General features: G+C 51.9%; 24 protein-coding genes, 1 tRNA gene and 1 pseudogene. 19 read left to right on the top strand and 7 right to left on the bottom strand.

What is annotated here, in order from left to right:
- Positions 1–74 precede the first annotated feature (74 nt).
- Positions 75–638, top strand: a pseudogene (locus D1841_RS09595) (recombinase zinc beta ribbon domain-containing protein); the annotation flags it as partial.
- Positions 639–923: 285 nt separating this feature from the next.
- Here the strand turns inward: D1841_RS09595 and D1841_RS09600 are convergent.
- On the bottom strand, positions 924–2,837 hold the full coding sequence (locus tag D1841_RS09600) for an S-layer homology domain-containing protein (RefSeq protein WP_160642924.1): 1,914 nt from the start codon (positions 2,835–2,837) through the stop codon (positions 924–926).
- 459 nt (positions 2,838–3,296) lie between these two features.
- Here D1841_RS09600 and gdhA point away from each other — a divergent pair, with 459 nt between their 5' ends.
- Positions 3,297–4,628 carry an NADP-specific glutamate dehydrogenase gene (gdhA, locus tag D1841_RS09605; RefSeq protein ID WP_160642925.1) on the top strand — a complete coding sequence of 444 codons (1,332 nt, stop codon included), beginning with the start codon at positions 3,297–3,299 and terminating at the stop codon, positions 4,626–4,628.
- 223 nt (positions 4,629–4,851) lie between these two features.
- Here gdhA and D1841_RS09610 read toward each other — a convergent pair whose 3' ends face one another.
- The 3 genes from D1841_RS09610 to D1841_RS19805 all read right to left on the bottom strand — a co-directional run bounded on the left by D1841_RS09610 (position 4,852) and on the right by D1841_RS19805 (position 8,061).
- Complete coding sequence (locus tag D1841_RS09610) at positions 4,852–5,109, bottom strand: hypothetical protein (RefSeq protein WP_160642926.1); 258 nt, start codon at positions 5,107–5,109, stop codon at positions 4,852–4,854.
- 37 nt (positions 5,110–5,146) lie between these two features.
- Entirely contained in the window at positions 5,147–6,076 is a 930-nt protein-coding gene (locus D1841_RS09615; RefSeq protein WP_160642927.1) for a hypothetical protein, read from the bottom strand.
- 77 nt (positions 6,077–6,153) lie between these two features.
- On the bottom strand, positions 6,154–8,061 hold the full coding sequence (locus D1841_RS19805) for an HIT domain-containing protein (RefSeq protein WP_160642928.1): 1,908 nt from the start codon (positions 8,059–8,061) through the stop codon (positions 6,154–6,156).
- 304 nt (positions 8,062–8,365) lie between these two features.
- On the opposite strand from D1841_RS19805, the gene D1841_RS09625 reads away from it, so the two are divergent.
- The 4 genes from D1841_RS09625 to D1841_RS19810 all read left to right on the top strand — a co-directional run bounded on the left by D1841_RS09625 (position 8,366) and on the right by D1841_RS19810 (position 11,592).
- Entirely contained in the window at positions 8,366–8,719 is a 354-nt protein-coding gene (locus D1841_RS09625) for a winged helix-turn-helix domain-containing protein (protein ID WP_160642929.1), read from the top strand.
- A 173-nt stretch (positions 8,720–8,892) separates the two neighbouring features.
- Entirely contained in the window at positions 8,893–9,732 is an 840-nt protein-coding gene (locus tag D1841_RS09630; RefSeq protein ID WP_160642930.1) for an NYN domain-containing protein, read from the top strand.
- Between the two features lie 147 nt (positions 9,733–9,879).
- Positions 9,880–10,380 carry a hypothetical protein gene (locus D1841_RS09635; RefSeq protein WP_161879978.1) on the top strand — a complete coding sequence of 167 codons (501 nt, stop codon included), beginning with the start codon at positions 9,880–9,882 and terminating at the stop codon, positions 10,378–10,380.
- 12 nt (positions 10,381–10,392) lie between these two features.
- On the top strand, positions 10,393–11,592 hold the full coding sequence (locus tag D1841_RS19810) for a sigma-70 family RNA polymerase sigma factor (protein ID WP_160642932.1): 1,200 nt from the start codon (positions 10,393–10,395) through the stop codon (positions 11,590–11,592).
- A gap of 269 nt (positions 11,593–11,861) precedes the next feature.
- On the opposite strand, the gene D1841_RS09645 is transcribed toward D1841_RS19810, so the two are convergent.
- Together D1841_RS09645 and D1841_RS09650 are read right to left on the bottom strand one after the other, a co-directional pair.
- Positions 11,862–13,199: a DUF4368 domain-containing protein gene (locus tag D1841_RS09645; RefSeq protein WP_166554253.1), complete on the bottom strand. Its 1,338-nt coding sequence runs from the start codon at positions 13,197–13,199 to the stop codon at positions 11,862–11,864.
- Positions 13,200–13,299: 100 nt separating this feature from the next.
- On the bottom strand, positions 13,300–13,812 hold the full coding sequence (locus D1841_RS09650) for a CHC2 zinc finger domain-containing protein (protein ID WP_237076282.1): 513 nt from the start codon (positions 13,810–13,812) through the stop codon (positions 13,300–13,302).
- Between the two features lie 263 nt (positions 13,813–14,075).
- On the opposite strand from D1841_RS09650, the gene D1841_RS09655 reads away from it, so the two are divergent.
- A complete protein-coding gene (locus D1841_RS09655) occupies positions 14,076–14,960 on the top strand; it encodes a hypothetical protein (RefSeq protein WP_160642935.1) in 885 nt (294 codons plus the stop codon).
- 257 nt (positions 14,961–15,217) lie between these two features.
- Here D1841_RS09655 and D1841_RS09660 read toward each other — a convergent pair whose 3' ends face one another.
- The gene (locus D1841_RS09660) at positions 15,218–15,592 is read right to left on the bottom strand and encodes a TnpV protein (RefSeq protein ID WP_135977009.1); all 375 of its coding nucleotides are present in this window, start codon (positions 15,590–15,592) and stop codon (positions 15,218–15,220) included.
- Positions 15,593–15,781: 189 nt separating this feature from the next.
- Between D1841_RS09660 and D1841_RS09665 the strand changes: the two genes are divergently transcribed.
- The 12 genes from D1841_RS09665 (at position 15,782) to D1841_RS09715 (ending at position 22,549) form a co-directional block, all read left to right on the top strand.
- Positions 15,782–15,858, top strand: a tRNA-Arg gene (locus D1841_RS09665).
- Positions 15,859–16,145: 287 nt separating this feature from the next.
- Complete coding sequence (locus D1841_RS09670; RefSeq protein WP_160642936.1) at positions 16,146–16,988, top strand: hypothetical protein; 843 nt, start codon at positions 16,146–16,148, stop codon at positions 16,986–16,988.
- Between the two features lie 30 nt (positions 16,989–17,018).
- Positions 17,019–17,318, top strand: a complete 300-nt coding sequence (locus D1841_RS09675; protein WP_160642937.1) for a DUF4314 domain-containing protein — start codon at positions 17,019–17,021, stop codon at positions 17,316–17,318.
- A 9-nt stretch (positions 17,319–17,327) separates the two neighbouring features.
- Positions 17,328–17,660 (top strand): hypothetical protein, encoded by a 333-nt coding sequence (locus tag D1841_RS09680; RefSeq protein ID WP_160642938.1) that lies wholly within the window; start codon positions 17,328–17,330, stop codon positions 17,658–17,660.
- Between the two features lie 35 nt (positions 17,661–17,695).
- Positions 17,696–18,148 carry a DNA (cytosine-5-)-methyltransferase gene (locus D1841_RS19815; protein WP_334466954.1) on the top strand — a complete coding sequence of 151 codons (453 nt, stop codon included), beginning with the start codon at positions 17,696–17,698 and terminating at the stop codon, positions 18,146–18,148.
- Positions 18,127–18,921 (top strand): DNA cytosine methyltransferase, encoded by a 795-nt coding sequence (locus D1841_RS19820; protein WP_334466956.1) that lies wholly within the window; start codon positions 18,127–18,129, stop codon positions 18,919–18,921. The genes D1841_RS19815 and D1841_RS19820 overlap by 22 nt, the downstream gene beginning before the upstream one ends.
- A complete protein-coding gene (locus D1841_RS09690; protein WP_160642939.1) occupies positions 18,906–19,616 on the top strand; it encodes a hypothetical protein in 711 nt (236 codons plus the stop codon). The genes D1841_RS19820 and D1841_RS09690 overlap by 16 nt, the downstream gene beginning before the upstream one ends.
- Positions 19,613–19,993 carry a hypothetical protein gene (locus D1841_RS09695; protein WP_201751275.1) on the top strand — a complete coding sequence of 127 codons (381 nt, stop codon included), beginning with the start codon at positions 19,613–19,615 and terminating at the stop codon, positions 19,991–19,993. The genes D1841_RS09690 and D1841_RS09695 overlap by 4 nt, the downstream gene beginning before the upstream one ends.
- Positions 19,994–20,117: 124 nt before the next feature.
- On the top strand, positions 20,118–21,002 hold the full coding sequence (locus D1841_RS09700; protein WP_334466959.1) for a DNA adenine methylase: 885 nt from the start codon (positions 20,118–20,120) through the stop codon (positions 21,000–21,002).
- 12 nt (positions 21,003–21,014) lie between these two features.
- Complete coding sequence (locus D1841_RS09705; RefSeq protein WP_160642940.1) at positions 21,015–21,266, top strand: hypothetical protein; 252 nt, start codon at positions 21,015–21,017, stop codon at positions 21,264–21,266.
- Positions 21,263–21,607 (top strand): AbrB/MazE/SpoVT family DNA-binding domain-containing protein, encoded by a 345-nt coding sequence (locus D1841_RS09710; protein WP_201751276.1) that lies wholly within the window; start codon positions 21,263–21,265, stop codon positions 21,605–21,607. The genes D1841_RS09705 and D1841_RS09710 overlap by 4 nt, the downstream gene beginning before the upstream one ends.
- A gap of 159 nt (positions 21,608–21,766) precedes the next feature.
- Positions 21,767–22,549 (top strand): hypothetical protein, encoded by a 783-nt coding sequence (locus tag D1841_RS09715; RefSeq protein ID WP_166554254.1) that lies wholly within the window; start codon positions 21,767–21,769, stop codon positions 22,547–22,549.
- Positions 22,550–22,571: the final 22 nt, after the last annotated feature.

A 22,571-nucleotide genomic window follows, 5' to 3' on the forward strand; every position in this document is an offset into this window, starting at 1 on the left:
TACTTTGTGGCATTGTAGAGGGCATAGCGCAGGTAGCGTGAGCCGCGCTTTTCCATGTGGGAATAAGCTCCATTCATACATGGCTGGCGGGGAAAATTAAGTGCGGGAACTGCGGGTACGCCCTTATGAGTATCTTCAATCCCTCCGGCAGACAGTACCTCCGCTGTACGAAACGGCTGGATAACAAAAGCTGTCCCGGCTGTGGGAAAATCATCACGGCAGAACTGGAAGCGGTTGTGTATCAGCAGATGGTGAAAAAGCTGGACAGCTACAAGACGCTGACAGGCAGGAAGAAAGCGGCAAAGGCCAATCCCAAAATCACTGCCCTGCAAGTGGGACTTGCCCATGTTGACAGCGAGATTGAAAAGCTGGTGGACAGTCTGACGGGCGCAAACAATGTGCTGCTCTCCTATGTGAATGTAAAGATAGCAGAACTGGACGGACGCAAGCAGGAGCTTCTGGCAAAGATAGCGGAGTTGACGGTGGAAGCTATCAGCCCGGAACAGGTCAGCCAGATTTCCGGCTACCTCGACACTTGGGACAGCGTATCCTTTGACGACAAGCGGCGGGTGGTGGATTTGATGATTACCACCATTGCCGCCACAAGCGACAGCTTGAACATCACATGGAAAATCTGACGGGCATTTCAGCACCCGTCAGACCGTTACCCTGTGTAGTCCCTTGTAAACTGTACTTTAGGATGTGATAAACTATTGATGTCATTCATTTGACTTTCCTCCTTGTTGTAATGTAGTGCGGTTGCCTAGACCCCTTCTATTTTGTTGCAAAGAGGTTTTCTTTCATCTAAAGATTCTTGTCCCCCCGGCAAAGCCAGGGGGACTTTGCGCTAAAGCCGTAAAAGGAGCCAACAAAACGCCTTTGCAGGAGTTTCATTGACTCTCTTTACTTGTGTGTATTTACTTTTAATGGCAGCCCTTCTGCTTGCATTTCCAGACGGCTGTGGGGTCTGTGGGATCCCACGTATGCCAGGAAGGGATCGTCAGGCCAGCAGGCTTTTTCAGAGGGCCGCTGGTCTCCTGGGAGGTGATGGTCACCTCTGTGCCCAGTTTGCAGTTGTCATATATCCACTTAGCATCCCGGCAGTTCAGGCGGATGCATCCAGCAGAGCGGGTATTCCCCAGGTGGTTATACTCGCCTACCTCTAAATCCATGTTGCTGTGGGTCCAGTTGGGTACAGAATGGAACAGGTAATTGCCAGAAATCTGGGTACACCACTGCGCCCAGGTGTTGCCAATCATTTGCAGCCAGCGATACCGGGTGGGGGTGCGGAAGTATCCTGTAGGAGTGCCGTAGCCGCAGGAAACACGCATGGCTTTTACTGGCACGTTAAAGGTGCTTCCCCCCTTTTCCTTGGCGTAGATAATCAAATAATTGGAGGGCTTATATACCTTGATATAGTAAGGCCCGGAAACCAGGCCCAGGGAGGAAATGTCATCCTGGATTAAGCCATTTACATAATAGCGCCGCCATTTTCCCTCGCTGCGAAAGCCTGTAAAAGCCGCGCCAGTGCTTCCGTCCAGCAGATATTTCACGCCCTGGATGGTCTGCATGCCTCGGAGAAATTTCCGAGTAGTGCCGTCCAGGTAATACCGCTTTCCGTCTTCGTCCTTTATCCAGCCGCTGGTGGGCTTGCTCAAATCCTCTTCATAAGCGCCCCAGGCCTCTGCGCCCTCCTCTGTCTTTGTAAACTCATGGGTAGTGGAAGCCTCTACAATGTGGGGATACATCCAGTTGGAGGGGAACACATCGTAAAAATTCTTGACAGTGGTTTTTTCCTTGATGCCCGGATCCGGCTGGCGGCCCAGCATCTTGTTCAGGATAACCACAGCCTCCCCTCGGACGATGGCGGCGTTAGGGCGGAAGGTGCCGTCCTCATAGCCGCTTATCCAGCCCTTGCTGTAAGCGGTGGCAATATATGGCGCAGCCCAGGAATCGGATGAAACATCGGCAAAGGGGCAGGCTATGTCCTGAAGGGTGTCGCAACTGACCGCCATTTTCACAAATTCTGCCCGGGTGATGGAATATTCCCCTTTGAAGCTGCCGTCAGCATAGCCCTGCAAAATACCAAAGGCAGACATCTCATTTACCGCTTGGGCATACCATTTGCTGGCAGGCACATCCGGGAATCCCAGGACGCTTTCCCCGCTGGGAGCACGTAGCAGGTTATAAAAAAGCTGGGCGGCCTCGCTGCGGGTAACATTTTTAGTAGGCTTGAAGGTACCGTTGGCGTAGCCTTTTATGTAAGCCTCGTGGGTATCGGTTTGCAAAAACTCCGCCGCTGTACGGCCCCAACGCGCTGTGTAAGTAGTATTCTCAGTAATGGGCAGTTCGGCAGGCTCCACCATTTGACCGGCTTTGTCAAACCATCCCAGCACTTGGGCGGCAGGCAGTTCCGGAATCTGAGGCGTCTCCGGCGGCAAGGCCCCATCCTCTACTGTATACTCTTTCATGCCGAATTTACCCATCTGGAAGGTTACTGTATAAGTGGTAACCTCCGGCTCCTCCGGAATGTCTGGATCCCCTTCTGGATCTTCTTCCGGATCGCCGCCATCCGGGTTCCCTGGTTCCGGCGAAGGGCTGCTGTCAGGGGAAACAGGATCCGTTGCCTCTCCCCCCGGCTGGATTCCTTCCTCTGCTGCAAGGGGCGGGAGATCCTGTTGCAGCAAGTCCTCTAAAACAGAAGCGGATCCGCTTTCCGGGATTTCAGGCGCTTCCGCCGCTGAAACAGGGGTGCCTGCCAGCAGCAAACAGCATAACAGGGCGGCAAGAGGGCGTTTGCAGGCACTGGGGCGTAAGCCCCGGAAAAAGTGGGCCATAAAATTAACTCCTTATTCCTTGAGGTGGTATAGAGCCTGAAAAACGCATTTTTCAAGCTTCCGGCTGGCTGGTCTGCTTTATAGGCGTAAGCCAGCGCCGCTCTCATAAAGGGGATTTCTTCCTCGCAATCCCCTTATCCCCGGCGGGATACAGAAAGCATTTAGATTATACCATAAGCCTGTACAAAAAGGAAGCCGAATTTTCGCAAAATCCAAAGTGATTTTTGCCTCCCCCCGAACAGGCAGAGTTTCCTTTCTGCTGCTCGCAGGGTTATGCCCCTTATGGCTTTCACAAGAAGCGGCCCCCGCCTAGTGCTATTTTTGTACAAATCCCTATATTTGAAGCTCAAAACGAAATTATACAAATTGCTTCTTGTAAATTTCCCGGGTTTATGGTAAGATATACCCATGTTTTTGCAGGATTCATGTAGTCAACTTGCAATTTGGAGGGATAGTATTATGTCTTATGTAAGCGAACAGTTGGAAATTTTGAAGAAAAAGAACGCGCACGAGCCAGAGTTCATCCAGGCTGCCACCGAGGTGCTCACCTCTCTGGAGCCTGTTATTGAACAGAATCCCCAGTATGAAGCTGCCGGCATTTTAGAGCGCATCACAGAGCCGGAGCGGCAGATCATGTTCCGGGTGCCCTGGGTGGACGATAACGGCAAGGTGCAAGTAAACCGCGGCTTCCGTGTACAGTTTAATTCTGCCATTGGCCCCTACAAGGGCGGCCTTCGGCTGCACCCCTCCGTAAACCTGGGCATTATCAAATTCCTGGGCTTCGAGCAGATTTTCAAAAACTCCCTCACCGGCCTGCCCATTGGCGGCGGCAAGGGCGGCTCTGATTTCGACCCCAAGGGCAAGTCCGACCGGGAAATTATGGCTTTCTGCCAGAGCTTTATGACAGAGCTGTTCCGCCACATTGGCCCTGACACCGATGTGCCTGCCGGGGATATCGGCACAGGCGCCCGGGAAATCGGCTTCATGTTTGGACAGTACAAGCGCCTGAAAAATGCCTTTGAAGGCGTTCTTACCGGCAAGGGCCTGACTTATGGCGGCTCTCTGGCCCGCACCCAGGCCACAGGCTATGGCCTGCTGTATTTCACAAACGCCATGCTGAAAAAGAACGGCCACGATATCAAAGGCAAGACAGTCGCCATTTCCGGCGCTGGCAACGTGGCCATTTATGCCTGCGAGAAGGCCATGGAGCTGGGCGCAAAGGTTGTCACCATGTCTGATTCCACCGGCTGGATTTACGATGCCGAGGGCATTAATCTTGCGGCTATCAAGGAAATCAAGGAAGTAAAACGCCAGCGTCTCACCGAATATAAAAACTACCGTCCGGGTTCTGAATACCATGAGGGCAGGGGCGTGTGGAGCGTAAAGTGCGATATCGCCCTGCCCTGCGCTACCCAGAACGAGCTGCTGGAGGAGGACGCCAAGGCCCTGGCAGCAAACGGCTGCATTGCTGTGGCAGAGGGCGCTAACATGCCCACCACCATGGAGGCCACAGAAATCTTGCAGAAGGCAGGCATACTGTTTGCCCCTGGCAAGGCCGCAAACGCAGGCGGCGTGGCTACATCCGCATTGGAGATGAGCCAAAACAGCCAGCGCCTTTCCTGGACTTTCGAGGAAGTGGACGCAAAGCTTAAGGGCATTATGGAGAAAATTTTCGCAAATGCCGACGCAGCCGCCGAGAAATATGGCCATCCCAAGAACTATGTGGTGGGCGCCAATATCGCGGGCTTTGTGAAGGTTGCCGACGCCATGCTGGCCCAGGGCGTTATCTGATACCCCCTTCCCCTCTGGGGGTAAATCTTGGGGCGCTGCCCCAAACCCTGCCACCTTTTTTGAGAAAAAAGGTGGACGATAAAACCATTGTACCCCGCCTCGTGGCCTTATAGGCCATGAGGCGGGGTACAGCAGTTTTTGGGTCGGCCCTTTTTCCAAAAAGGGCCGTAGGGTGTGGAACAAAGTCCCACGGTCTTAATCCCCCCAGAGGGGAAGGGGGGAATCAGAGCGCGTCAAACAAGCCCTGCAGCCAGGCGTCTGCCTCTTCCAAGCCCTGCTGGGTCATGGGAAACTCCCGTTCCTCCTTCTCCCCTGCCCGCTCGAAGCACAAATCCTTCCGCCAGGCATATGCTTTTAACTGTTCGTTTTCCTTGTCCGGCTCCACCAGATAGCGCAGCAGCAGGCCCGCCGCCAGATCCTTTGAGGCGCTTCCGGTAAAGGTGTTACCCTCCGTAAAAAAAGTAAGCTTTTGCAAATCCATATGTTTCCTCCAAAGCAGGGCTTTCCCTGCGCTTTTCTCACGTTCCTTGCCGAACCGCCTCTTCCCACCCGGCGGAAAAGGCCGCAATGGAGACAAAGCGCTCTGCCGGGGAGGGAGACACAGCCCGGCAGGCGGCGCGGTAGGCGGCGGAATTTAATTCCCAGGCGCTTTGACGGCAGGGGACAAAGCGCTTTTCGTCATAGCAGCGCTGCCTTTCAGCAGGGGTAAAATTCCCGAAAAAGCTGAAAAGCAATGCTCCCAGGGTGAAAACATTAGTGCGCTCGTCCACTGCCGCACCCAGGATATATTCCTCCGGGGCCTTAAAGCGCTCTGAACCGTAATACCCCTCCCCCGCCGTATTCACCAGCGGGGTCTTCCGGAACAGATCGATGTCGCAGATGGTTGTCCTGTCCCGGTTAAAGTCGTACAGAATGCTGGCATCATACAAATCCACCGCCACGTATCCCGCCCGGGCTGTCTCCCCCAAAAAGGAAAACAGCGTCCGGCAGGCCTCCAGCCGCTTTTCCACAGGCAGTTCCTTAAAGCGCCGGGCAGGCGGCGCCACCTCCGGGTGGGCCTCGTAGTAGTCAAAATTCCAGTGGTCGTGGAGGCAGTCCCCTTCCGCCCAGCCGAATTCCGCCACATACAGATTTCCCACTGGATAGTGCCTGCGCAGGCGGATAAGGGCCGGGTGGCGGATGTCCTCATAAACTTCCATAGCAGCTTTCAGGTTTTCCACCGCCTCCTGGGGTGTGCAGACGCTTTCCAGTGTCTCCAGCCCTGCTGCCTTAATGAACAGCTTTTCTTTTCCTGTGTCCACCCCAAAGCTGATGTTCCCGGAGTCGTTCTGGGAAAACGCCTGGAACACCCGGCCTATAGAGCTAAGCCAGGAAAAATCTGCAGGCCGCTTCAGGGAAAAGGCTGCATCGTCCAATTGTACAGTTACGCTTGCTTTGTTCTTGTTCATTTGTACCTCCCGGGTATGGCGGGAGGACTATGCTTCTTCCCTCCCTGGTGCGTTGGCGGATGACGTTTTCATAGCTGCTATCCCCTTTCTTCCATAAATTTTGGCGTATCCAAATGGTTGCTTGTTGTCTTTTGTTTTTCCTGCCCTATCATAGTCAGCTTCTTCTGCATGGCTTCCAGATCTGTTTTATGGCTTCCCAGGCTGGGCCAGGTGTTCAGGCCGTCGCCCTTTTTCCGGGGAAGTATGTGGAAATGCAGGTGGGGCACGCTCTGCTGGGCGGCAGTGCCGCTGGCGTTTAAGATGTTCACACCGTCATAGCCGCAGTCCTCCACATAGTGGCGGGAAATCAGGCGCACCGCCTCTATCAGACGGGCAGATGTTTCCGGGCCGCTTGCGAAAAGCTCTCCCTGGTGTTCTTTGGGAATCACCAGTGTATGCCCGGGGGCATCCATGGCAATATCCAGGAAGGCAAGAACAGATTCATCCTCGTAAATTTTATAGCAAGGGGCCTCCCCTGCCACGATTTTACAGAAAACGCAGTCCTCTTTTGCCTGGGGAGAGGAATCCCCGGCGCTTTCCCCAATGCAGGATTCCATATATTGGGACACTATATATTTGTATTCCACAGGGCGGTCAGGCAGTTTCTCTATAAATTGCAGCATCTCTGCTTTTGACAGCCATTTTATCTCCGAAACTTCTTCCTTTTGCAGGGAAATTTCACCGCTGTCCGGCTCTATCCGGGCGAAAAACACATCCGTAAACATCTGCGGCCCTTTTTCCAGCCAGCGATATGCCTTCACCAGGTTTTCCAGGACCAGTTCAAGGCCCAGTTCCTCCCGCACTTCCCGCAAGACGCATTCAATGGCATTTTCCCCAGCCGTCGCATGGCCCATGGTAATATCCCACTGGCCAGGACGGGAACGCTTCGTCTCTGCCCGCTTTTGCACCAGGAACCGTCCCTGAGCGTCATAGAGGAACACATGCACACCCAGCCGGAAATCGTCCTTATCCAGAGCGGCGCCCCGGGGCGCTGTCCGCCCTGTGGGCCTGCCGTCCCGGGTGTAGATATCAAAGAGTTCCTGGTTTTCCGCGTCCTCCGGCCCCTCTATGGGAATAGGCGTAAGCAGGTTAGGCTCCTCCTCTGCCTTAGGAACAGGCAGCTCGTGTTCCTTCAGACGCGGGATGAAGTTGGGCGCAAATTTTCCCCGGCCCCGGCCCATAATATACAGCATGCCAATGAAGGAAAACACCACCGCGCCGATAAAGTTTACCAGCAGATCCTTCATGGTGTCGTGCAGGCCAATATCAATATAGCCGGGCCAGGCTTCCCCATTTATGAGGATGCTTTCCACCGGCACTGTAACAGCGGCGTTACGCCCGTCGGGGTTTAACAGCACTGAGGTGACGGCTGGAATATAAGTATCCTTCTGCATGTCCATGCGGAAGAACACGTCCATGCCATACTCGAAAAATTCCCACAGCACGCCGATGGTCATGGAAAAGCAGAAAGCCACCACCGCCACGAACACTGGGGACAGCCGGATGCGGAATTTCCGGGAGCGGTTCAAAATATCCACCATGGCAAGGCCGATAGCCGCCATCAAAAAGCCGTTTAAGGTATGGAGGGCTGTGTCCCAGAAGGGGAAGCGCAGGTAATATTCCGATATTTCCCCCAGGATTTCCGCCGAAAAGATAAACAGCAGGATAATAACCTCCAGGACGTTGGGCACGTCAATGTGCAGGCGGCGCTCCACAAAGCTGGGGATTAAAAACAGGAACAGGGTAAGGCCGCAAAGGAACACGTCATACCATTCCCGGTTAAAGATTTGCAGAACCATCACAGCGATTACCAGCATCCGCAGCACTATATAGGTACCAGCCAGCACAGGATGCTCTTTTACCTCCTGCTTTAACCTGGCGCGCTCCTTTGCAGCCTGCATCTGCCTTTCTTCTTTTGTAAGCTTCAGTTTTTTCTTCTTTGCCATAATGCCATCTCCCCTTTTCCCTTTCATGCCTTATTTTAACACAAACCATAGAAAGTTAAAAGTGGAAAAAGAAATTATTCCCTTTCCGCTGGTATATTCTAAAATGACAAATTATTTCAGCCTTTTTTCTGAATTTTTTATAAATATACTTGACATAAAGCAGACTTTAAGGTTTAGAATTATAATTGTATCTATCATGGGGATGGCGTTTTAGTTAAGCGTAAAAGTGCCGGCATCCCCGCGTTTCTGCGTTCTTATGGCTGCAAAGAAGTAAGAATCCGCATGTTTTGAGGGAGGGGAACATATGCAATCTGTTTGGCTGGAGGGGCTGGAACTCCTCTGTTCTAAAGACCGGGCCACCTTGGGTGGGCGGCAGCTGGAGCTTTCCCATATGGAGCGGCAGCTTCTGCTGTTTTTAGCCCAAAACCCCGGCGAGACGCTGACCCGGGAGCGCCTGCTCCGGGAGGTGTGGGGCTATGCCGCTATGGGCGCTACCCGCACCATAGATTCCCACATAAAAAAGCTTCGCGCCCACATGGGCAGCCAGGGGAAGTACATTGTCACCGTCCGGGGCCAGGGATACCGGCTGGATCCGCCTGCCGGGCAGGTGCTCACCTGCGAGTGCAGCCAGTGCGACGACTGCTGCGCCGCTTCTTGAAAATTGCGTCTTACTTGAAGGAAGGCCGGCTGTCTGCCGGCCTTTTGCTTTTGCCCCTCCCCCATTTTACGCGCTTTGCAGGCACGCGCAAGCTTGCTTTTTCCAACGGGATGGCTTATACTTATATTTAAGAACAATAGAGCGAGAGAACAATAGAGCGAGGAGATGCTTTCATGCCCCATGACAGCAGGGTAGCCGTGCTGATAGACGCGGACAATGTTTCATCCAAGTACATCAAAATTATTTTAGACGAGATTTCCAAAGAAGATGGCGTTGCCACCTACAAACGCATTTATGGCGACTGGACGAATCCGGCGCTGGTTTCCTGGAAAAACGTGCTGCTTGACAATTCTGTGCTGCCTGTGCAGCAGTACAGCTATACCACCGGGAAAAACTCCACAGATTCCGCCATGATTATTGACGCCATGGACATTCTCTATTCCGGGAAGGTGGACGGCTTCTGCCTGGTTTCCTCTGACAGCGACTTCACCCGGCTGGCTGCCCGGCTGCGGGAGTCTGGCATGACGGTGCTGGGCATGGGGGAAAGCAAAACGCCCAGTTCCTTTATCTCCGCCTGCAACCAGTTCAAATATCTGGACATTTTAGCCGCTAACGAAGAGGAGGAAGGCGAGGAGCCTGTCAAAGCCTCAGAGCCGCCTAAGAAGCAGCCTGCCAAGCGCACTGCGAAAAAAGCGCCCCAGAAATACCGGACTGCTAAAGAGGAGAAAGCACCGGAAAAAGGAGAACCCAAGCGCCCTGAGGAGCCGCGCACCAGCCTGCGCACCCTGCGCCGGGCCTTGCGCACGATTGTCCGGGAAAACTCCGATGAGGACAACTGGATTTTCATCGGAAAGGTGGGCAATATCCTGGGCAAACGCTATCCCGACTTTGACGTGCGGAACTTTGGCTTTTCCAAGCTTACCCCCTTCCTGGACTCCCTGGATATGTTTGAGATAAAGTCGGAGCGCAAGGACAGCAACAGTTCCCCTCAGATGTATATTAAATTGAAATAAGAATCTGTAAGTCCGGGCTTCCCATGCCTCTAAGAAAATAAAAATTTCAAAAAAATTTTTCTGAGATGCATGGATTTCCCTTTTCCAAACGTATTAGAGATGAAACCGTTAAACGGCTAAACGGCAAAAAAGACTGGAGGAATGAACATGAAAAAACTTTTAACAGGATTTGCCGCAGCAGCGCTGGTGCTTACGTTTACCGCCACCAGTGCTCTGGCAGCGTCCCATCACGGCAGGGCTGTGGGCCGGGTATGCAACGGCCTTCAAACGGGGTGGACACGCCCCATCTGCTCCTTTGTGGACAGCAACGGAGACGGCATCTGCGACAACTACGGCAATGGCAACTGCCACCACGAGGGCTGTTTTGTAGACAACAACGGGGATGGCATCTGCGACAACTATGGCGGCGGCAACTGCCACCACGAAGGCAATTTCGTGGACAGCAACGGCGATGGCGTCTGCGACAACTATGGCGGCGGCAACTGCCACCACGAAGGCAATTTCGTGGACAGCAACGGCGATGGCGTCTGCGACAACTATGGCGGCGGCAACTGCCACCATCAAGGGCAGGGCTGGGGCAACGGAAACGGCAACGGCTGGGGCGGCGGCCACCATGGCCAGGGACACGGCGGCCATCATCGCTGGTAAGTTTTTCCCCGTATGCGCAGCGAGCAGGAGGCGGCCCGGGCAATAGACCTGTATGCCGATATGGTACGCAGGCTTTGCCTGATACATTTGAAAAACCAGGCCGACTCGGAGGATATATTTCAAAATGTGTTTATGAAGTATGTCCTCAGCACTGCTGCGTTTGAAAATGAGGAACATGAAAAGGCATGGTTCATCCGGGTAACCTTAAACGCCTGCAGGGATCTGCTCCGCAGCTTTTTCCGTACACACACAGTACCCTTGGAGGAATTGGTGGATCTGCCTGCCCAAGCCCCGCCGGACACCCGTTGGGTGCTGGAAGCTGTGCTGGGCTTGCCGGAAAAATACCGGGATGTGCTGTACCTGCATTACTTTGAAGGCTATACAGCCCCGGAAATGGGAAAAATTTTACATAAAAACACCAATACAGTGTATTCACTGCTGACCCGCGCTAAAAACCGCTGCGGGAAAAGCTGGGAGGTGACGGAAATGGTTGACAGGCTGCAAAACGCTTTCGCTGCTGTGAAGGCCGAGGAGTCGCTGAAGGAAAAAACTCTTGCCGCTGTTTCCCGCAGGGCCGGGAAGCGCCGGGCCGCCTCCCTCCTCTGGGCAGCGGCTTGCCTGGCAGTTTTTCTGGGGTTGGGCGGCGGCCTGTTCTTTACACCGGTTTCCGCCATCAGTGTGGATATAAACCCCTCTCTGGAGCTTTCCATCAACCGTTTTGACAGAGTGATTGGCGTGGAAGGCTACAACGAATATGGGAAGAAAGTGGCCCAAAGCGTCAGTTTGCTTTTTGCCGATTACTCCCAAGCCCTGGACACTTTGCTTGCCAGCGAAGGCATCCGGGATTGCCTGGAACGCGGAGAGGCTTTGTCCATTTTTGTGGCCTGCGACGATCCTAAGCGCAGCGGTGAAATGCTGAAAAAGGTGGAAACCTCTGCTGGTAGCGGGCGCGGTGTCCACTGCCAAACTGGAAACATGGCCGACTCCGCCGCTGCCCACGAAGCCGGGCTTTCCTGCGGTAAATATCTGGCTTTCTTGGAACTGCAGTCCCTGGATTCCTCTGTCACGCCGGAGGACGTGCAAGGACTGACCATGCGGGAAATCCGTCAATGGATAGCAGAGCTTTCCGGCGAACCTGTCTCTGAGCAGGATTATGAAACAGGCCATGGACATGGAAAGGGCTGCCGCCATCACCATGGGCAGGACACGTAATGGAGTTTATCCGCATATTAGGGCTTGTTTGAAAATAGAGAAAGTGCCGAATTTTTGAGACAAAATGGGGCGGTTTCAACGCGCGTTTTGGATAAAAAGATGGTGTTAGCGATTTTTCAAGCAATCCCTAGATAGGAAAAGGAAAGATACCCCTATTTCTTGGGTTCTTTCCTTTTTTTACAGCAACTTGCGGAATGGGTTAAACCAGATAGGGATAAAAATAGATATGTATCGGCAGGAGCATAGATTTTCTCCTGCCACGCCTATATTTAGGCGGTTTGACGTTTGGTACGCTGCATATATTCCCGTTCCATTTCCCGCATTTCCTCGTCCGTGGGGATGTCCACAATCCCGACATAGGAATAGTAGATGTCGATTTGCTGTGTCCGTTTCCCGTCCTTTTTCTCACGCTCATGGACTACGATTTTATCCACAAATGCGTTTAGGATTTCGGGCGTCAGCTCGTCGATGTGGGTGTATTTCTTGGTGACTGCTATCAGCTTGGCGACATTGGTCGCTTCTGTGTCGGCTTTGCTGACCTCGGCTGTCAAGGCTTCGATTTCCTGCTTTAGCTGTTCCTGCTCGGCTTCATATCCGTCTGACAGCTTGTAAAAGCGTTCGTCATTCAGCTTTCCGTTGACATTATCCTCATAGATTTTACGGAACAGGCGGTCAAGTTCCTTTATCCGCTTTTCGTCCTTTTCTATCTGTTTCTGCTTTGCGGATAACTCGTATCGGCGTTCCGCAAGGGTGGCGTCAATCTGCTGTTGGATAAACACATGCTCAAACTGCTGTAAATAGGAGAGGAAATGCTGAAGCTGTTTCAAGACCAACTGTTTTAATGCGTCCTCTCGGATATAGTGCTGCGTACATTCCTTTGCCCTGCTCGTCCTTTTATACATGGAACAGCGGAAATGCTCATATCCGTTTGCTGTGGCTAAGCTGAGTTTCGCCCCGCAGTCGGAACAATAGAGCAGCCCCGAAAAGATACTTGTCACGCCGCTTTTGGTCGGTCTGCGTTTATTTTCCCGTATCATCTGTACTTTTTCCCACATATCCCTGTCAATGATGAGGGCATGGGCATCCTCGATATACGTCCGCCTGTCCTTTGCGGTTGGAATACGTTTCTTGCTCTTAAAGCCTAAACGGGTGGATTTAAAGCTCTCCGTCACGCCGATATACGCCACATTTTCCAGAATGGATGCAATCGTGGCTGGCTCCCAGTTATAGGGATGTCCCGATTTTTTTGCAACGCCGATTCCCTTTGACATTTTGTAGGCTGACGGGGTAAGCACTTTATCTTCCCAGAGGGCTGTGGCAATGGCTGACACGCCTTTTCCCTGCATGCAGAGTGAGAATATCCTGCGGACGACTGTCGCCGCTTCCTCGTCCACAAGCCAACGGGTTTTGTCATCTGGATTACGCGAATATCCGTAGGGCGGTGCGCCTAAATGCTCCCCCGCAAACCCTTTTGCTTTCTTGACTTCCTTTACCTTTTTGCTCGTGCTTTTGGGATACCATTCGTTGAAAAGGTTGGTAAAGGCGGCAAATTCGTTGCTTTCAAGGCTGCCCGTGTCCACGTTGTCCATGATGGCGATAAACCTCACACCTGCTTCTGGGTAGATGATTTCGGAGTAAGAGCCGACCTCAATATAGCTCCTGCCGAAGCGTGATAAGTCTCCTTGTGTCAACTAAACACCAAATTTTTTACGGATGCCAGAGGCGGCCAACAGGTCTTTCCCAGACCGCCCCCGGCATCCGCTTTATCGTGAAGTAGAAACCTTTATGCCAGTCCTCGTCCTCTGGCTGTGGCGCATACTGCTCCTTCCAGTCACGGAGCAGATGGAGATACCCGCACAGCACCCGGTAGCACCACTCCTCTTTTTTTCGGTACTCCTGCGCCGCCGCCAGTTTGGAAATGACGGACGGCCTTCTCTGGGGCTGCCACGCTTGCAGGCCCTCATACCGCACCCCGAAATCCTCCGCCAGCTTCTCGGCGGCCCTCTTGGGGGAGAGGCCGAACAGCTTGCCCACAAAGTCGATCACATCCCCGTCCTCCTGACAGCCGAAGCAGTGGAACCGCTTATCCACTTTCATGCTGGGCGTCCTGTCATCGTGGAACGGACAGCAGGCCATGCCGTTACGCTTGACCTCGATCCCGTAATGCTCCGCCGCCGCTATTGTTGGTACGGCGTCCTTGACCGCCTCAAATAAATTCATTGTCATGCCCCCTTTCCCGATATGTAGAAAGGGCAAAAAAAGGAGGCACGGCAATCGCCGTCCCTCCTGTGCGCCTATAATGTCATCTTGTCCATGAAGCCAAATACTCCGACATCGGGATGCAGTGCGTTATTCGTATCTTGAAATATACAAGCGTGTGCAGTATAATAATTGAACAAATTGGAATGGTTTCGTTTTAAGCAAATACATTCGTATGTATGATACAAAAATGTAGATAATGTTCGGTCGAGAGAGGTGCATTAATGGATATGTACAATGTAGATATAGTAGTTTCTGATGGAAACGGGCAAATAATATGTTCTCAACCATATGATGAATTTACATATGGCACTAAAGATATTGAAATCCAGAAAATTATGTATGGTAGACAGTTATACGATTTATTAGTCGATGAATTGAATGTAATTAGATATAGCGAAAATGGGACTCTAATACTCGGTGTTATCTTACAGAGCGATATTAATAGAACCGCAATGCAGCTATTAGGTAGAATTGCCGAAGCAATTATTGTTAGAAATTGCCACAACAACATCATTATTAATCAGGAATATTTTTCTATTGCGCGCCAAAAGAGAGCAAAAGAAAAAACGGCAAGAAAATTCTATGCACTTGGAACCGGTCTAAACTATACAAAAATAAATTATCCAAAACATTATAACCCATCTGATACTCAGAGGGATATTGTATGGACTAATGATGTTGGCGAATTGACTATCATGAAAAATCAAGATAGATATTCAACTATCTCTGCCAAAATAGCCGGCCTACAGATTAAGGCCACCAAAAATGGCATTAAATATGTTTTGCCCGATATTATTCAGGGCAGATATGATGTCCCTATTATTTATTTCGATATAGAAAATGATTACCACAAGATTTTGGCTAAAGTATATAAAGATACTAATGTTGACATCGAATATGATATTATACACCCTAACGCAATAGATCCGCGAGGCTATGAAGAATTTTTGCATTATGTAGACTTGGTGTATGCAATGGTCGATGGCAAATTGCATCCAGCAGATTTAGTGATTGGAGCAGATAAATCTGACGATATATTAATGAAAAACGCTTTGCTATCGACAACTTTATCAAATATAAATAAGCCTAATCGAATCCTAATTTAATTTTTGAATGAACGGGAAATCATCTGTACAGGTGATTTCCCGTTTAGTCACCATATTTTCACGCCGCCGTCACGGGAAAGCAGGCCACCCAGAAAATCCGCCGCCTCGCTCATACGGTCATGCTCATTTCCATAGGTCCACTCTGTCACGGTATCTCCGCACATCTGCTCCCGCATCCAGTCAACCTTTCATTGATGATAATCTAAGAGAACAAACCTAAAAGTGGCAAAGTTTTTATACCTTGCCACTTTTAGCACTTATACGAAGATTATTTCGTTATTCACAATCCCCCTCGCACACGCCCTTATGTTATTCACTCTTCCTGTCCATTCTAAGGCGTTTTCTGCCTTTAACTGTTCCGTTATGCCTTGCTCCTGTTTCAAGCCCTCTATGAGCCTTTTAAAGCGTTCCTGCGCCTGCCTGTCGATGTCGGCAAGGTAGGCGTTGAGCCTGCCGCTTGTGAGAAGATTGATGTATGTAACCTTTCGGTACTTCTTCAGATAGTCCAGATGCCGCTGTCCCCATGTGCCTATCGGCTGTTCTTTTTCGGCGGATATGGTTAAGCATGGTATTAAATAATCTCCTTGCCACTCGTATTTGCCGCCTAATTCCTCAAATAATGATTTTGCCATCTTCTAGTTCCTCCAAATAAGATATTCACTCCACATTATTGTGTCTGTTGTCTTAAACGCAATTTTGAGTTTTCTCCTTATCTGGTTTCACTCATATTACAATCTCGGAAAAAATGCTTGACAAAGTTCTTTCATTGTCGTATAATATATTACGGTGATTGAAGCGAATGCTTCTGCCAAAAATCCTATGCGCCAGTAGCTCAGCCGGATAGAGTGTTTGGCTACGAACCAAAAGGTCGGGGGTTCGAATCCCTTCTGGCGTGCCATCCTAGGAAAACCAAAAAGATATTTGGGCAAAAAACCGCGTAACCACGCGGTTTTTTGCATCTCAAAAGGCTGGATTTCGAAAGTGCCGAAACGTGGATGTAAAAACGGCGTTTTGGCTTTCCGGCAGGAAGTGAACCCTCACAACAACAGAATAGAACGAAATGAGGTGGCCAGCAGAAGAAAAACTGCTGGCCATCTCACCTTAAAAATACATAGCCGGTCGCTGGAGAGCCATCTCCAAAACAAGCGACCGGCTTTTTCTATTTCATGAAAGAAGGTGTATCGAATGATTAAAGTAAAAATCACTAGTCAGGCTGGAGCGACACTCGAAAAGGAACTACCCATCAACATCCATGAACTGCACCACGCTATAGTAGAAATGGGTATCCGAAAAGCGCCCCGGAGTATCCTGCTTACGGATGACAATGCCGCTGACGTGGAGCTCACTGCCGACAACGAAATCGGAAGTGGCCTGTTGCGGGTGTTTAGCAAGGGTGACACCCTGGCTGATGCCAACACCGTAGCCTTTGCGGTATCCACCGCCAGAGAAGAAATTCTGTCAGAACTGGAGCAAAACATCATCCACAACCAGTATCTTACCAAGGAAATGCTCTTCGAGGATATCCGTGACATGACCCAGGCCGCCGGTCCGGTCAAGCTGACGTTCTACTGCCCATTGGTAGGCCAACTGGATGACGGCGAGTGCGACGAGTATGTCGAGGTGGGCAGCGGTTTCCTGGTTGCGTATCAAGACCAGATCGAGCAAGGCATCGCCGACGAGCAGGCCCCTGAAATGGGTGACATGGCGCAGTATCTGGACAGAAATCCTGGTGTAGCAGCCAAACTCATGTCCGCAGTCTGGACGGTGGAGGAAATGGACGGCAGGCTCCTGGGCCGGATCGACTGCCACCTCAAGGAACCGCTTCCCGCAGAAGAAATGACAGATCTGCGGGAAGAGATCATCGGGCAATGCTCAGATGGGCTTGGAGAGGGCTTCGAGCAGCGGCCCATCAGTACGGATGAGGGCGACCTCTACGTCTCCTACTGGCAGAGCGGCGATGGCTATTTCCTCTGCACCGAGGATGAACTGGAAGAACACTTGGATCAGCACCAGGGCATGAAAATGTAGTGTTGCATAACGCGGAAAGCGAGGTTCAATATGAACGAATGGGATCGCCTGCATCGTCAGGCAGAGAGATACAAGGCCGAGTACCCCTCCGGCATCCGGATCATGCTGCTGAGTATGGGCCAGGACATTCACCGTGTCAGCGACAACACGCGCGGGACCGTCATGGCGGTGGATGATATCGGCACCCTGCACTGCCGTTTCGACAATGGCCGGTCGCTGGGACTCATCCCCAGCGAGGACTCCTTCCGTAAGCTGACCGAAGAAGAACTGGCAGAAGAACAGGAAGAAAATCAGGATATGGACGAGGACTGCCCGTCCATGAGAATGTGAGGAATCCCTATGAAAGATATGAAAATCAGGGCTGTGTTTGAGCAGGAAGTCTATATCGACCCGGTGGAGGCGTTCAGGGCACTCAAGGCACGGCTGGGTTTTGCGCCCAGGGATGGCTTTGTCTGTGTCAAGGACGGAGAATTGGTATACGGCGAGGATGTCAGCTACCACGGCTCCCCCATGTATGAGTATGAGACCATTTCCAACAATCCAAAGTGGCTGGAGTTGTACCAGAGCGTGCAGTGCCTGGATGACTACTTCTGCCACTCAGATGAACCGCAATGGCAAAAGGAAATCGAACCGGACATGGATGAGGACGAAGATTTTGGAATGAGAATGTGAGGTGAAATTTAACTATAAGGCAGGCCGGATGGCAGATGGCTATCCGATTTTTTGATATGTTCGCGGGGGACGGCGGTTTTCGCTCTGGCCTTGAGGCCGTGGGCGGCTTTGAATGCGTGGGCCACTGCGAAATAGACAAATACGCAAATCAGGCGTACAACGCTATGTACAACACAGAAGGAGAAGTTTTCTATGCAGACGCTAGAACCATCGACCCCGGCACGCTGCTGGATATCGACCTTATTTGCGGAGGCTTCCCTTGCCAGTCTTTTTCAATCGCTGGAAAACGGCGAGGATTTGCCGACGATGCCAGAGGAACTCTGTTCTTTGAAATCGCACGTCTTGCCGCCAGTAAAGGACCTGCATTTCTGCTGCTTGAGAATGTTCCCGGGCTCTTATCTCATGACCAAGGCCGGACATTTACGACAATCCTCGCTACGCTGGATGACCTGGGGTACGATGTCGCGTGGCTGAGGTGCATGAGTTGAGCAGGCTCAACTCACACAGCAAGGATTTTGGAGTCCCCCAGTCCCGCAAAAGGGTGTATATTGTCGGATATCTTAGAGGAAAATGTGCCGGAGAAATACTTTCTTTCACAGACACAAATGGAGCGGCTCTTGAGCAAGTCCTACCTGGCCCGGAAGGGTGCCGGGTATACTCCCCCGCCGGAGTATCCATTACCCTGACCAGCACCGCTGGCGGGTTTGGCGGCAAGACCGGTCTGTACGATGTTACTCTGCCCATAAAAGTTATGACGAAAGCAGGCTATCAGCTTGCCAGGCCCGGCGACAGCATCGACCTGGCCTACGCCACCATGAATACCCGGCGCGGCAGGGTTGGGTATAAAATCGCGCACACTGTTACCCCTGGAAATAACCAGGGATATTTTTTTATCGACCTGAACGAAAACCCGGAACTGACCGAAAATGCCAGGTGTCTGCTGGCAAATCAGGATGCGGGCATCGGCAAGTTCAAGGGAGGAAAGTCAGGTGTTTTTGTAGAGGGACAGGCTCCCTTTTCCATCCCTGTGCAAGACACGGACGGCAACCTGCACTACGGCAAAGTGAGAAAACTTATGCCTATAGAGTGCTGGCGCTTGCAGGGGTTTAGTGACGAGCAGTTCCACAAAGCTGCGGATACCGGGCTGTCCAACGCACAGCTCTATAAGATGGCTGGCAACGCCGTTACGGTGCCTGTCATTTCCGCATTGGGCGAGAAAATCAAAGACATTTTTTGGAGGTCACCATGCCGAACCATGTAATAAATATTATCAAAATCGAAGGGAATCCTGCCAGGATTAACACTCTGTTTGCGGCCATCAAGAACGATGAATACGGCCTGGGTTCCATCGACTTCAACAAACTAACCCCCATGCCCGCAGAGTTGGATATTGAAGAAGGCCCCCGGACTACGCGTGGTCTGAAAGCCTACCAGGACTTCATTGAGGTCTATACCTTTAACGGCAAAAAAGAGGACTTCGACCTGCTGAACATCCCCGAAAAATCCGAGCAGGCATTCCTGCGTGTTCACCCCGACATCGACCAGACAGAATGGAAATTGGGCAAGCAGGCGTTTCAGAATGAGCAAAAATACGGCGCTGCCAGCTGGTACAAGTGGCGCACACGGAATTGGGGTACCAAGTGGAACGCCTACGGCTACGAGGGCGGTGTTCAGTTTGACGGTAAGACCCTACAGTTCCTGACCGCCTGGTCGCCGCCCACACCCATCATGGAAAAGCTGGCTGCTATGTATCCCGACCTCGACTTTGTACACCAGTGGGCAGATGAAGATATCGGTCACAACTGCGGCGAGGTGGAGTACCACAACGGAACGCCGGATGGGGAGTTCTACCCTACCGGGCAGGAGGCCGTCGACTATGCCAATGGCCTATGGGGATTTTATGGCATGGATGAAGATGAGGACGAAAGCGAAGATATGGGAGGGCCGAAGTTGTGAGCATCAAAAAGATCACTACTGACGCCCTGCGCCGCATGGGAAACACTGAGGGCCTGATCCTCCAAGGCTGCGGCGGGGATTTGCAGGAGTGGGTGGACGGCCTCAACAAAATGCTGACCGAGGAAGGTATCCTGCAAAACGGCAGCAAGTTTACGGAGTGTTCTGCATTCGAGCACAACGGCCTGACCTGCCTGCTGTTCCCCTTCAAAGATGTCAGTGTGGATGTAGGCAGACTGGCAATCTGGAGGCTGAAAACTCACGATACCTTTGGCGGGACTTGGCTGTCTGATTATGTTCCCAATTATTTGGGCGAGTTTGAAGAATCCGCAGAAATGGGGGCAGATGAGGACCTCGACAGCGGGATGTCCATGAAATAAGTATAGCAAAAATTTAGGCCGGTATCAATCGTTCAGAGGACGATGATACCGGCTTTTTTCGTTTTCTGGACAGTTTTCCGGCATAGAAAAGAGATGATAATATATCAAATCGCCGGTATCCTGGGTGGGCAATAAAGCGCCCATCCTCCCCATCATTTACAGCTTGTTTCCTCTGAAATATGGCAGGTTCGTGGAGGTGTTTGGCGGCTCCGGCAGTGTGCTGCTGGGCAAGCCACCTGACCCTTTCGAGATTTACAACGACTTTGACCGGAACCTTACGAATCTGTTCCACTGCATGAAAGAGCGCACCATGGCGACCATCCGGGAGTTGGGCTTTTGCAGCCTCAATTCCAGAGCAGATTTTATGGCTATCAAGAAGTTTTTCCAACATGAACAGTTCGACGATAAATTCCTGGCAGAAGAAATGGAGCTAACGGAGGTCCTGTTTTCACCTCCAGTAGCGGAAGAATTGCAGGCTATACGTCAGCGCATCACGAAAGATTACGATGTACGCCGGGCGGCCATGTACCTGAAGTTGCTGCGGTACAGTTATTCCAGCGGGAAGAAATCTTTCGCCTCCCAGCCCTTTGATTTGCGGCGGCTGTTCAGTTTGATTCAACAGTTAGAGGGCAGGCTGGCTAACGTGGTAATCGAAAATCAGGATTTTGAAACCCTCATCCACCATTATGACCGGCCAGACACCTTCTTCTACCTGGACCCGCCGTATTTCTCCACAGAGGATATGTACGCGGTGGAGTTTGCTTGGGCAGACCATGTGCGCCTGCGGGATACGGCGGCAGCTATGCAGGGAAAGTTCCTGCTCTCGTATAACGACTGCCCGGAGATTCGGGAGTTGTATGACGGTTTTCCTGTGTTCGATTTCACCAGGGTACACTCCATGGCGCAAAGATACGAGGCCGGGAAAGAGTTCAAGGAACTGCTTATCGGTAATTACGATTTATTTGAAAGAGAAAAAGCCAAGCCAGCGCAACTGGCATTTGAGATATAGGAAGTGATTATTTTGAAAAGTGAGCAATTTATTCTGGTGTCCGTTCCCCTGGAAATGTTCCTGGAAGCGGGCATCAACACCGAAAGCATCATCCAAGTGAGCGCCCGCGCCGGGAAAATCATCATCGACACGCCGGATACCACAGCGGATTATGTCTGCGACCGGGACTGCGAAAGCTGCCCGCTGAACGCTGTTCCCTGCGAGTTTGATTGTGAAAGCTGCCCCTGCGAGGCCAACTGCGACGGAAGGGGACTTGATGAATGAAAAAGCTACTGCGCATTTTGGGCAAGCGGGGACGTATCACGATTCCCTATGAAATCAGGCAGCGGGTGGGTTTTGCCTACAACGACGTGCTGTCTTTTACTGAGTCTGCTGACGGCAGGTCGGTGATTGTCCGCAGAGAAAAGCTCTGCGACAACTGCCAAGACAAAACTGTACAGGCCGTGACGGATGACCACGCCATGCTGTTGGAGCTACTGGACTCTCTGCCGGTAGAACTGCAAAAGGCTGCATTCGTGCAGCTTTCCGAGAGCCTGGGCAGGCTGCCCAAGAGGGAAATCCGGACCGGCCCTCCGCGCATCCGGGAAGCTGACACACCGATATAACAGGAGGTGTTCTGGATTGAAAACGATCCGCGCTCCGCCCAAATCGTCCAAAGTTTTCGGCTGAATCTTTGTTGCATATTTATTTGATTTTGGCCTGGACTTTTCGGGAGTTTATGGTATCCTTGTGGTCAAGAAAAACTCCAAGAGAGGATGAACCCTATGAAGAAAATCCTGACCACTATTTTAACCGCTGCCCTGCTGGTGAGCAGTGCTGGGTGTCAGATGAAACAGCCACAGGCCACACACTCCGAGCCGGAACCCGCGCTCCAGGCGCTTGTGCTGAATGTAGACTTGCCCAGCGATATCAGCGGGGAACGTATTGACACGAGTGCCGTCATAGAGCAGATCACGGCTGGCCTCAAGGTTAAACTGGATACGGCAGAAAGGGAAAAAGAGGCCGCACAGGTTGCAAAAGAGGACCCCAAAACCGCCCCTGCCGCTCAGCAGAAAGAAGCAAAGGAGTCAGAGGAACAGCAAAAAAATCCAGCTATAAAGCCAAAAACGGCAGCATCCACCCCTACCCCTGAACCGCCTGCCACCGAGCCTGACGCCTACCTGAAGGTGACTGTGAAAGCCACACCCACCCCACCGCCAGCGGCTACCCCTGCACCGGCGCCGGCTCCCACGCCGGAACCTCCAGCAGCAACCCCGGAACCGGTACAGTCCACCCCGGAGCCGGTCATAGAGGAATCCAGCTTCGACATCGGCTATTGGATAGGCTATGCGCAAAGCTGCGCACAGGGGCTGGGCCTACGGCTGGAAAGCTCAGCAGTAGACTGCTGGGACAATCCCCTGGGGGCCGGGCCGCGCAGCACCTGTCTGGAGCGGGACATCAGCAGCAGGCTGAATAGATATGCAAACGACCCGGATATCACCGATGTGTGGGTGTGGTATGAATCCATCGGCGGGAACAACTACAACATCTATATCGGGTACGCATGACAACCAAAAACCTCAAGGACAC

This window comes from Neglectibacter sp. X4, assembly GCF_009917365.1.
Taxonomy (GTDB): domain Bacteria; phylum Bacillota; class Clostridia; order Oscillospirales; family Acutalibacteraceae; genus Acutalibacter.